Genomic DNA, 11,542 nt, shown 5'->3' with positions numbered 1-11,542 from the left:
TTTACCTGATGACATAAAGGAATAGAATATGGGAAAAAGATTAGTTGATCAGAGAAATCGATTTGGCGTTCGTAAACTCTCAGTAGGCGTCTGCTCGGTAGTCGTAGTGACTTGTTTTTTAGGAACTACTACCAGTTACGCAGAGGAACAAGCTGAGAGGAGTGAACCACGTGAAGAACGGGTTGAAACGAGCGATGCAGGGGATCAAGGAAAGGAGGAGAAAACTGTGAACGAGCACCAAGAAGAATCAGAACAGTCCTCAGCAGCTACTAGTGAGAAAGAAAATCGCACAGTCAGTCAAGGGACAGAAGCAAGCCAACCAGCCACTTCTCTAGACGAGGAGACTGAGATTGCGGATTACGGACCACTTCCAAGCAAGGCTCAGATGCAATACCACCGCGAAGAGCTAGCAGCTTTCATCCACTTTGGGATGAATACTTACTACGATCGTGAGTGGGGAGATGGGCAAGAAGATCCTTATTATTTCTATCCAGAGCATCTGGATACCGATCAGTGGATCAAAACCCTGAAAGATGCTGGCTTTAAACGGACGATCATGGTCGTCAAGCACCACGATGGCTTCCTCTTGTACCCATCCAAATACACTGACCATACCATTGCCAAAAGTGGTTGGAAAGATGGAAAAGGTGATGTCCTAGCCGAGGTTTCTGCTTCTGCCAGCAAGTATGACATGGACATGGGGGTCTATCTCTCACCTTGGGATGCTCACAGCCCTCTCTACCATGTGGATACAGAGGACCAATACAATGAATACTACCTCAACCAGCTCAAAGAAATCCTTGAAGATCCTAAATATGGAAACAAAGGCAAGTTCGTAGAAGTCTGGATGGATGGTGCGCGTGGCGATGGGGCTCAAAAAGTCACCTATACCTTTGACAAGTGGTTTGAAGCCATTCGCAAGGCCCAAGGGGATATTGCCATCTTCTCAGCTGAGCCGACCAATGTTCGTTGGATTGGAAATGAAAAGGGGATTGCTGGAGATCCGGTTTGGCAAAAGGTCAATCCAGATAAGATCCGCAACAATCCATCCAACAGCTACCTCAATCACGGGGATCCGGAAGGGAAGCAATACTCAGTGGGAGAAGCCGATGTTTCTATTCGCTCCGGCTGGTTCTACCATGACAATCAAGAGCCTAAGTCCTTGCGCGAATTGATGGACATTTACTTCAAATCGGTCGGCCGTGGCACCCCGCTTCTGCTTAATATTCCACCCAATCAAGACGGAAAATTTGCGGAGGCCGATGTGGCCCGTTTGAAAGAATTCCGCCAGACCTTGGACCAACTCTACAGTGTGAACTATGCGGCAGGAGCTTTGGTAGAAGCTGACTCGACACGGCGCAATCCTCTCTACAAGGCCAGCCATTTGACAGATGGCGATGAAAAGACCAGTTGGGCACCTGCAGATGATGCCAAAACCGGCTCTTTTGTCCTTGATCTTGGAAAAGAGCAACACTTTGATGTGGTAGAGCTCAAAGAAACCATCGAGAAAGGCCAACGGATTTCTGGTTTCACCATTGATGTGGCAGTGAATGGGCAATGGGTTCCTTATGGGGCTGGCTCAACCGTAGGGTATCGCCGTTTGATCAAAGGGCAACCAGTTGATAGTCGCTATATCCGGGTGTCCATCACCGATGCCCAAGCCACTCCAATCTTGAACGGAGTCTCTGTCTATAAGACACCAGCCAGCATTGAAGAAACCGATGGCTATCCGCTTGGTTTGACTTATTATTCTGACCGGACAGCTGAGCGGGCCAATGGCCAATGGAATGAAGAGGGAGAAGGCGTTCGAGGCACCTCTATGTGGACCAAGGAAAAGGGAGCTTCGGTGACCTATCAGTTTGAAGGCACCAAGGCCTATGTCGTCGCAACTGTCGACCCTGGTCATGGGGAAATGGATATCTATGTCGATGGCCAAAAGCTAGCGACGGTCAATACCCAAAGCCCAACCCGCAAACGTAGCCAAAAGGTCTATGAAACACCGGACTTGGCAGCAGGCTCCCATACCTTGACCTTGGTCAATAGCAAGGGAGATGCGATCGCAACGGAAGGGATTTATGCCCTCAATAACCAAGAAAAGGGTCTCTTTGAGTTTGCTCAGCCAACCCTAGCTGTTAAGAAAGGCGACCCAGCGCAAGTCGTCGTCAAGAGAAAAGGTGGCTATAAAGGAAGTGCCAGTCTTAAATTGATCACAGAACCAGGAACAGGGGTTCATGGCAAGGTCTACAAAGATACCAACGTCACCCTTGAGTTCGCAGATGGCGAAACGGAAAAAACAGTCCAAGTCCCAACCCTTGATTTTGTTGGAAAAGCGAACGATGTCTATGACTTTAAGGTCAAATTGTTGCATCCAGATCAGGGAAGCCTGGTCGGTTTTATTCCAGATCTGACAGTCCAAGTGATGAACGAGGACTAGCTGCCAAAAAATCGCAAAGCAGTGGATGACCAAGAACCGAAAATGCATGATAGTGAAGGCTGGACAAAAACTGTCCAGCCTTCACTGTTTGATAGAAATAACTGTATGACGCAATGATTGAGTGCTCAAAGCACCGCTTTTGAGGTGGCAGATAGGGCTTGCGAAGCAAGTTTCCTAAGTTTATGTACACCTTTCAAGTTCCAAAGACGACCTATGGTGGCAGAAACAATATTTTCTTCAATCTCAACCTTCAACAGTCTCTCAGGCTGTTGAAGTTATGTGGGGTGGGAAAATTGAAAAGGTTTTGGGAACTTTTTCAACCGTTTTCAATTTCAGGAGTTCTTTCCTACTCCCTTATTTTTCTCCTTTCCTTAAGAGATTCCTATTTCCATAGAGTCTTTGCTTTATTTACAGCCGTAAAAATTGTATAATAGTCAAATAAGGTCAATGATGAGAAGGAACACTCCAAGGCCATTTTTTATGGGCCAAAGAGCAGAGCATCCATCTAGAAAAAAACAAGCCAGAAAGGAGCATCATGGCAAATAAGAACACATCTGATAGCATCGAAGCTTATATTAAGGCCTTGCTGGCTCAAGCTGGCATGGCAGAGCTCAAAAGAAGTGAGTTAGCCGATGTCTTTCAGGTCGTACCCAGTCAGATTAACTATGTCATTAAGACCCGTTTTACCGAGAGTCGAGGCTATATTGTAGAGAGCAAACGCGGTGGGGGTGGCTATATCCGCATTGGCAAGGTCCAGTTTTCAGATCACCATCAGATGCTCCAAGACTTGGCAGCCAATATTGGAGAAACCATCAGCCAGCAGGTCTTCAATGATATCCTCCAGATGCTCTATGAAGAAAAATTATTGACAAGACGTGAAACGCAGCTCTTGCTTGCGACGACCTCCGATGAGGTCCTAGGTCGAGATGTTCTCATCCTACGAGCAACGATGCTGAAAAAAATCATTCAACAAGTAGATAGAAAAGGAAATACCGACTAGATGAACTATTCAACAGCACTGTTAGAAAGTATAGAAGCGGCCCAAATACTAGCAGGCCACTATCAGGGACATACCTTAGATACTTGGCATCTCCTGACGGCTATGGCCAATAATCCCTATAGCGTGGCAGGTTCTGTACTTAACGATTATCCTATGCAGATCGATGAGTTTCAGGATGCGGCGGAGCATATTACAGGCCAAGCTTTTCAAAGCGACAATCGGTATGAAATCTTCCCATTTTCTTATCGGATGGAAGCCATTATGAAGCACGCAAGAGAGATTGCCCAGGTCCTTCATGCCAAGACCTTGGGAACAGAGCATGTGCTCCTCTCTCTTCTAGCAGACCGTGGGACCTTGGCGAGCCAAGTCATGGAGTTTGCCGGCTTTGCCTTTACAGAGCAAGACAAGGGAGTTCCTATTGCCTCCCTTCGCAAGAATTTAGAAGACAAGGCAGGCTGGGACAAGAATGATATCAAAGCCATCCGGAGCCTCTACCGGGCCCAAAACCCTAACCGCCAAACCATGGGAAATATGATGGGCATGCCCCCAAGCACCAGTGGAGGTCTTGAAGATTATACCCGTGATTTGACAGAAATGGCGCGTGCAGGCCAGCTTGAGCCTGTGATCGGCCGGGATGCAGAGATTTCACGCATGATCCAAATCCTCAGCCGCAAGACCAAGAACAATCCTGTATTGGTGGGAGAAGCAGGGGTCGGAAAAACCGCTCTTGCATTAGGTCTGGCTCAGCGTGTCGCTAGTGGCAATGTTCCAGCTGAAATCGCGCAAATGCGTGTTCTTGAATTGGATCTCATGAATGTCGTTGCAGGGACGCGCTTCCGTGGGGACTTCGAAGAACGGATGAACAATATCATCCAGGACATCGAAGAAGACGGTCACGTGATTCTCTTTATCGATGAACTGCATACCATTATGGGCTCAGGATCCGGTATTGATTCGACCTTAGACGCAGCCAATATTCTAAAACCAGCCCTGGCACGAGGAACCTTGCGCACAGTTGGTGCTACGACTCAAGATGAGTACCAAAAGCATATCGAAAAAGACGCGGCTCTCTCTCGTCGTTTTGCGAAAGTCACCATTGAAGAACCGAGTGTTGCAGATAGCATCCAAATTCTCCAAGGCTTGAAAGAGACCTACCAGGACCACCATCATGTGACCATTACCGATGAAGCGATCGAAACAGCTGTCAAATATTCCCACCGCTATTTGACCAGCCGTCAATTACCAGATTCAGCCATTGATCTCTTGGATGAAGCGGCAGCTACCGTACAAAACCGCGATTCCAACGGTCACGTAAAAGAAGAGTTGACCGCCTTGGACCGGGCTTTGATGGATGGCAAGTGGAAGAAAGCAGCCCAGCTCTTACAAGTAGAGGTTGCTCCCATTGTCTACAAAAAAGAGGTCACTGACCAAGATGTCTTGGTGACCTTGAGCCAATTATCGGGTATTCCAACTCAAAAACTGACCCAAACTGATGCCAAGAAGTACCTAAACTTAGAAACAGAATTGCACAAGCGCGTGATTGGTCAAGATCAAGCCGTTTCGAGTATCAGTCGGGCTATTCGTCGCAATCAATCGGGTATCCGTAGCAATAAACGTCCGATCGGTTCTTTCATGTTCCTAGGACCTACCGGTGTCGGAAAAACGGAGCTAGCCAAAGCCTTGGCGGAAGTTTTATTTGATGATGAATCGGCCCTCATCCGTTTTGATATGAGTGAGTACATGGAAAAATTCGCCGCTAGCCGCCTCAACGGTGCCCCTCCAGGCTATGTGGGCTACGAAGAAGGGGGCGAGTTGACCGAGAAAGTCCGCAACAAACCGTATTCTGTCCTCTTATTTGATGAGGTGGAAAAAGCCCACCCAGACATTTTCAATGTCCTTTTGCAAGTCTTAGATGACGGAGTCTTAACCGATAGCAAAGGCCGGAAGATCGACTTCTCTAATACCATTATCATCATGACCTCAAACCTGGGAGCAACAGCTCTTCGGGATGATAAGACAGTTGGTTTTGGTGCCAAAGATATCCGCTTTGACCAGGCCAATATGGAAAAACGCATGTTTGAAGAGTTGAAGAAGACCTATCGTCCAGAGTTTATCAACCGGATTGATGAAAAGGTAGTCTTCCATAGTCTCTCAAGCGAGGACATGCAGCAGGTGGTGAAAGTCATGGTCAAACCGCTCATTGCGACCTTGGCAGAACAAGGCATGACCCTCAAATTCCAGCCTTCAGCGCTCAAGTTGCTAGCAACCAAAGGCTACGATCCAGAAATGGGAGCTCGCCCACTCCGTCGCGTTTTGCAGACCGAAGTGGAAGATCAACTAGCAGAGCTATTGCTAAAAGGCCAAGTCCAAGAAGGGCAAACCATCAAGGTTGGAACAACAGCCGGAACGATCAAGTTCGAGATTGTCTAGGAGGACGTCATGACGCTTCAGCGATTAACCCGTATTTCGCTTTTGGCGGCCCTTTGTGTCGCTCTACGTCAGGCTTTTGCCCCTTTTCCAAATGTCCAACCTATTTCTGCCATCTTCTTTCTCTTGGTGATATTTGAAGGGTATAGCTTTGCTTTTCTTGTGATGATGATCACCATGTTTGTCTCCGCCTTTTTCCTGGGGATGAGCCTGATTGTGTTCTTTCAGATTGTCGCCTTTGGCTGTTTGATGCTCATTTGGCGCATCAGTTACAAGTGGTTGCCCTTTGTCCTTCAGATCCTTTTTGTGGGCCTACTGTCCTTTGCTTATGGGGTCTTGATCGATAGTGTTTATGCCTTGATATACCATATTCCTTGGTGGACCTATGCTTTGGTCAATGGTTTTAGTTTTAACCTTGCCCATGCTCTGTCGACGATCATTTTCTATCCCATTATCTATCAAATCTTTAGGAGATTTTATGTTGAAAAAAACCATTTCTAGCTTGATGACCTTACTTGCAGCTCTTCTTTTAGCGAGTTGCGCTTCGTCTCATAGCACAAACCATCAAACAACAGCTTCTAGCACAGAAGTTGCCAAGAAAAACGAAATTTTGATTACGATTAGCGTGACGCCAGAAGGTCAAAAAGCGCAATCAAAAACCTTGAAAGTAGCAGAAGAGAGCAACCTTATGAAAGTGCTCAAAGACAACTACAAGATTGAAGAAAAAAATGGCCTGATCACCTCGATTGACGGTCACAGCCAAGATGAAGCCAAAGGCCTTTACTGGATGTACAAGATTAATGGAGAGATGGCTCCAAAAGGTGCTGCTGAAACCACCGTTAAAAAAGGAGACAAGATCGAATTCTATCAAGAAGTGTATAAATAATGAGAAGAGAGTGGGACAGAAATCGGTAATTCGTTAGAATTCGATTTCGTCGTCCCACCTCCGCACAGTTGAGTAGGGCTGTAAAAGCTGATGAAGTCAGCGTAGTAGAGCCCACTCAACCACTGCGTCTTGCTCGACAATCCAAAAATAATTGAGAGGCTAGGACTTTTGTTCCAGCCTCTTTTTTGCTAAAGTTTAGGAGCTTATTTAAAACTTCTTTCAAATTAGAAAAATATTTGAGAAACTATTGACAGCCTCATATAACAGTGTTACAATAATGTTACAAAATATTACAAATGTTACAAAAAGAGGTTCTGTTATGAAAAACAAAAAAATCATTTCTCTAGCAGCGCTAGCTCTTACAGCTAGTCTTTTCCTAGGAGCTTGTGGTGGGAATAAAGAAGAAAAAACTTCAGAAGCAAGTAGTTCAAAGACCAGTCAGGTTAAACAAACAAGTTCTTCTTCTAAGAAAAAAGTGATCACTAGTAAAGATCCGATTGCCTCTTCATCCTCTGATAGCAAATCAGAAGAAAGTCATACCGTTGGTAGCAAAAATAACCAAGCTGCAGCTAGTCAAACACCTGCTCCAGCTAAAGAAGCAACACCAGCAGCACCCGTAACAAAAGAAACAAAAGAAGTAGCCACTCCAGCAACACCAGCGAAAGCAAAATTGCCAAGTCTAGAAGACGGCCATGCCCATGCTAAGAAGCAAGCTTCTGCTACGGAGAATGCCCAATACAAGGGAGTCTATTCTGTGGCAGCAGGGGATTTCTCTGCAGCAGCTGGGAATTGGTCTGACAAACGCGACACTGGAGTCACTATTGGCCAAGGTGGTCAAGTGACCATCCAACTTCCTGGGGGCCAACCCGTAGCCTATGGTATCAGCGCTTATAACTATACCTTGGATGATGGTCATTACCATGCTAATCTCTCAGCAGGCGATGGGTCTGCGGCGACTCTAGATATCGTAGTTGGAAAAGATGGCTCTGTATCTAGTGTGACGGTTCTTAAAGACGGTGTTAGCCACTCCCTCACTCGTGAATAAAATTCGAAAGATCTGAAAGGATAAGCTTCTCTTTTCAGATCTTTTTTTGTTGATTTGAAGAAAAATATATTTTTTTATAAAAAACTATTGACAGATAGAAAATATAGTTTATAATAAAAACATAAAGAAAATCTATTTATAAAAAATTATAAAAAGGAGCTTATATGAAAAAAGAAAGAATTGCCCTGGTTTTTGGAACCTTTGCGCCTCTTCATCAAGGGCATATTGACCTGATCCAGCGGGCCAAGCGTCAGTGTGATCGCGTTCGTGTCATCGTTTCTGGTTACGAAGGGGATCGTGGCGAAGAAGTGGGGTTGACCTTACAAAAACGCTTCCGGTATATCCGCGAAGCCTTCTCTAATGATGAGTTGACCCAAGTCTATAAGTTAGATGAGACAGAACTTCCTCGTTATCCCTTGGGCTGGGAGCCTTGGTTACAGACAGCCCTTGACACCATCCAGTATCAAACAGAGATAGAAGAGTTGATCTTTTATGTAGGGGAGAAAGCTTACAAGGAAGAGTTGGAAGCTAGAGGGTTTGAAGTTCACTTAGAAGAGCGTCGCTTCGGGATCTCTGCTACCATGATCCGGGAAAATCCAAGCAAATACTGGAAATACATCGCCCAGCCCTTCCGTCGCCAGTTCACGAAAAAAGTCTTGATCATGGGGAGCGCCAGCAACGGGAAAACGACCCTTGCAAAGGACTTAGCCCGCTTTTACGATGCACCTGTTAGTCTGGAGTATGCCCGTGAATACCAGATCAAGAACAATGTTCGAGATGATGAGCTCACGCCAAAAGATTACTATTACCTACTCTTAGGACAGTATGATCAAACCTCTAAGCTCATCGATAGTAGTGCCAATCGAGGTCTGGTCATCGCCGATACCAATTCCCTGGTGACCAAGGGTTACTACGACTACTATATGGAAGTCGAAGGCCAGGATACCAGCATGACCGATACCTTTGACAACCTCTTTGTCAGTATTCTCTCCAAAGAAAAATGGGATTTGATCCTCTTTGTCCAGCCGATCGGTTCTTATGTCAATGATGGTTTCCGAGATATGACCATGGCGGACGAAGAAATCCGCACCAGCTTTTCAAATTACCTGGACCAATTGCGCCAGCAATACCTAGGAAACATTCCGACCACTTTCCTCGCATCAGACTACCTCGGCAACTACGAAGAAGCCAAGAAGGTGATCGATGCCATCTACCAAGCCGACTAAGGAGCAGCTTATGAAAAACCTATCTCAAAAATTCGCAACTTTTAGCCAAGACTTTAGAAATGTTCACCAAGAAGCGAAAAAGCAAGGCTTTGTCAATATTATGAAACTACTGTGGAAGGACCTTTTTGTGGGACGCACAGCCTTTCAATGGATCTATCTCCTGCTTCTTTCCAGCGTTCCCTTCTTCTTAGAATGGACCAATCGGACAGGACAGCATGATTGGCTAGGATTGTTTGCTTCTTGGACAGGCATTGTCTGCGTTATTCTGGTTGCAGAAGGACGTGCTAGTAACTACCTCTTTGGAGCAGTGAATTCCGCTATCTACCTCGTTTTAGCCCTCAATAAAAACTTCTACGGGGAAGTTCTGACAACTCTTTATTTCTTCATCATGCAACCGATCGGTCTTTATGTTTGGCTCTCTAATCGGATCAATGATCAAGGTAAGGTCGAAGAATCTCACTTTGAAGCCAAGAAATTGAACTTGATTGAGTGGATGCGCTACTTGGCCTTGTGTGCTGTGATTTGGATCGGTATGGGCTTCGCGTATCAGAGCATCCATAGCGCTCGCCCTTTCCGTGATAGTATCACCGATGCGACCAACGGGGTCGGCCAGCTCCTAATGACCCGCCTTTACCGGGAACAATGGATCTTCTGGATTGCGACCAATGTCTTTAGTATCTATCTCTGGTGGGATCAGAGCCTTCACATTCAAGGGATGTACTGGGTTTACACCCTCAATAGTTTAGTGGGCTGGTACCAATGGACCAAAGCCCTCAAGAAGGAGGTGGCTTAGATGGCAAGTCTCTCAATTCCAGCAGGAATGACGGAGAAAGAGTATTTTGAGACGGTCGCTAGTGAAGCAGACTTTCTCAAGTGGTACAAGGAGCAAGACCTGCCAACTTATGAAACTCCAAGTGTCACAGCGGACATGGTAGCTTACTGTTTTGTTGAAGGTCAGCTCAAGCTCTTGGCCATTCGCCGCAAGGCCCATCCTTATCAACACCGCCTCGCCTTGGTGGGGGGCTTTGTGAACAAGGATGAAGATGCGGCTCATGCCTGTATCCGAGAAGTCAAAGAAGAAGTCGGGCTCGATCTGCCAGTGAATAAGGTGGAACAGCTCATGACAGTTTCCACCCCTGGGCGGGACCCCAGAGGCTGGGTCATTACCATCGCTCATCTGGTCTATCTGCCAGCAGAAGCAGTAGACTTAGCCCATGCAGGTGACGATGCCAAGGAAGTCGTTTTTCTCGATGTCGATTTCAAAAAATCCCAGTGTTTGCTTGATGGAGAACCCTTAGCTGCTTCTGATTTTGCCTTTGACCACTACCAGATTATTCAAGAATCGATCAAGCGGATTCAGGGGCGTCTGGATTGGAATCCAACCTTCCTCTATCTGTTAGAGGAGCCTTTCACCGTTTATGAAGCAACCGAATTGGTCAATCTGATCAATCCTGGACGTCCCATCGTTAGCAATAACTTCCTCGTAAAATTCGGAGAATTCGTGGAAGAAGTGGGTGTCAAGCGGGTACCTAAGAAAAAACCACGCAAGACCTATCGCCTGAAACAGTAGATCGAGCGGGGTTTATTCTACCAGCCCTCCCTTACTTATAGTAACGGAAGGGCTTTTTCTGATTTTTCCTGCTCCACTTGTGTGCAAAGTGGTATAATAAACATAATTGAGATCAAAAGAGACAAGACTATGGAAGAAAAAATAATTTTACCACAAAATACACGACTGATGGGGGCTCTGCTTGGTTTTATCGGAGGGGGCCTTGATGTTTTTTGCCACATGCACTACCGGAGTTTGGTCGCGACCCAAACGGGGAACCTCCTGCTTCTCATCGCTGATTGGCACGATCCCCGTGTAGAAAATACCATCATGCGTTTTTCATCTATTTTATTTTTCTCGATCGGCTTTGTGGTTGCCCTCCATATCAAAGAGTATCGCAAGACAGCCTTTTGGCGGACCAAGATGTTAATTCCTTTGTTTATGGTGACACTCCTGATTCCCTTGGTGTCTGTCATACCACCTGTAGAAGTTCCCTTTATTGCTTTTGGGACAGGGATGATGATGTTGACCTTTACAGGGAGCCTCATCGAAAATCACCCTTATGTGATCTTTATGACTTCTGGAAATTACCGCAAGATGCTGACGGCCTTGTACCGAATCACTCGAGGAAAGGGAGATTTGGACGAGTATCGGCGTCAGGCCATGAATTACGGGATTGTTGTTGGTAGCTTTGTTGCAGGAGCTATTAGCGTAGCCATCCTCATGCATTTCATTCACCAATGGGCCATCTGGCTGATCACAGTGAACCTCTTTTTGATCATGACCTACTACACCGCCAGAGTCAAACAACTCGGCCTGCAAACAGACAATCTATAGAAACAGGACCCCGTGTGAGGTCCTGTTTTAGATTAATGACAAAGCCATCTTAGAAACTTTCCTTAGGTGAGTACGGACGTCAGCGAACTTCGAAGAAGTTCCATGACTTAGTTTTGAGCCTAAGGTCTCAAAACTCCC

10 protein-coding genes are annotated in these 11,542 nt (G+C 46.1%); all 10 read left to right on the top strand.

The genetic code is table 11. The features are described 5' to 3' along the window. Positions 1-28: 28 nt before the first annotated feature. Positions 29-2,434 carry an alpha-L-fucosidase gene (locus H7T92_RS07395; RefSeq protein ID WP_463260737.1) on the top strand — a complete coding sequence of 802 codons (2,406 nt, stop codon included), beginning with the start codon at positions 29-31 and terminating at the stop codon, positions 2,432-2,434. 535 nt (positions 2,435-2,969) lie between these two features. After that, the gene (locus H7T92_RS07390; RefSeq protein WP_021154058.1) at positions 2,970-3,434 is read left to right on the top strand and encodes a CtsR family transcriptional regulator; all 465 of its coding nucleotides are present in this window, start codon (positions 2,970-2,972) and stop codon (positions 3,432-3,434) included. Continuing rightward, positions 3,435-5,864, top strand: coding sequence for an ATP-dependent Clp protease ATP-binding subunit (locus tag H7T92_RS07385; RefSeq protein ID WP_023919826.1), 2,430 nt, complete (start codon positions 3,435-3,437; stop codon positions 5,862-5,864). Between the two features lie 9 nt (positions 5,865-5,873). Then, entirely contained in the window at positions 5,874-6,362 is a 489-nt protein-coding gene (locus H7T92_RS07380; RefSeq protein WP_003002175.1) for a hypothetical protein, read from the top strand. After that, the gene (locus H7T92_RS07375; protein WP_023919823.1) at positions 6,340-6,747 is read left to right on the top strand and encodes a DUF4430 domain-containing protein; all 408 of its coding nucleotides are present in this window, start codon (positions 6,340-6,342) and stop codon (positions 6,745-6,747) included. The genes H7T92_RS07380 and H7T92_RS07375 overlap by 23 nt, the downstream gene beginning before the upstream one ends. A 319-nt stretch (positions 6,748-7,066) precedes the next feature. Beyond that, a complete protein-coding gene (locus tag H7T92_RS07370; RefSeq protein ID WP_023919822.1) occupies positions 7,067-7,792 on the top strand; it encodes a hypothetical protein in 726 nt (241 codons plus the stop codon). Between the two features lie 164 nt (positions 7,793-7,956). Beyond that, a complete protein-coding gene (locus H7T92_RS07365) occupies positions 7,957-9,018 on the top strand; it encodes an AAA family ATPase (RefSeq protein ID WP_155199109.1) in 1,062 nt (353 codons plus the stop codon). 10 nt (positions 9,019-9,028) lie between these two features. Further along, the gene (pnuC, locus tag H7T92_RS07360; RefSeq protein ID WP_045759990.1) at positions 9,029-9,811 is read left to right on the top strand and encodes a nicotinamide riboside transporter PnuC; all 783 of its coding nucleotides are present in this window, start codon (positions 9,029-9,031) and stop codon (positions 9,809-9,811) included. Next, on the top strand, positions 9,812-10,588 hold the full coding sequence (locus tag H7T92_RS07355; RefSeq protein WP_201037423.1) for an NUDIX domain-containing protein: 777 nt from the start codon (positions 9,812-9,814) through the stop codon (positions 10,586-10,588). A 129-nt stretch (positions 10,589-10,717) separates the two neighbouring features. After that, positions 10,718-11,404 carry a YoaK family protein gene (locus tag H7T92_RS07350; protein ID WP_201037422.1) on the top strand — a complete coding sequence of 229 codons (687 nt, stop codon included), beginning with the start codon at positions 10,718-10,720 and terminating at the stop codon, positions 11,402-11,404. Positions 11,405-11,542 lie beyond the last annotated feature (138 nt).

It is taken from the genome of Streptococcus parasanguinis (assembly GCF_016648855.1).
GTDB classification, from domain to species: Bacteria; Bacillota; Bacilli; order Lactobacillales; family Streptococcaceae; genus Streptococcus; species Streptococcus parasanguinis_L.
This window is presented reverse-complemented; position numbering and strand designations above follow the sequence as displayed.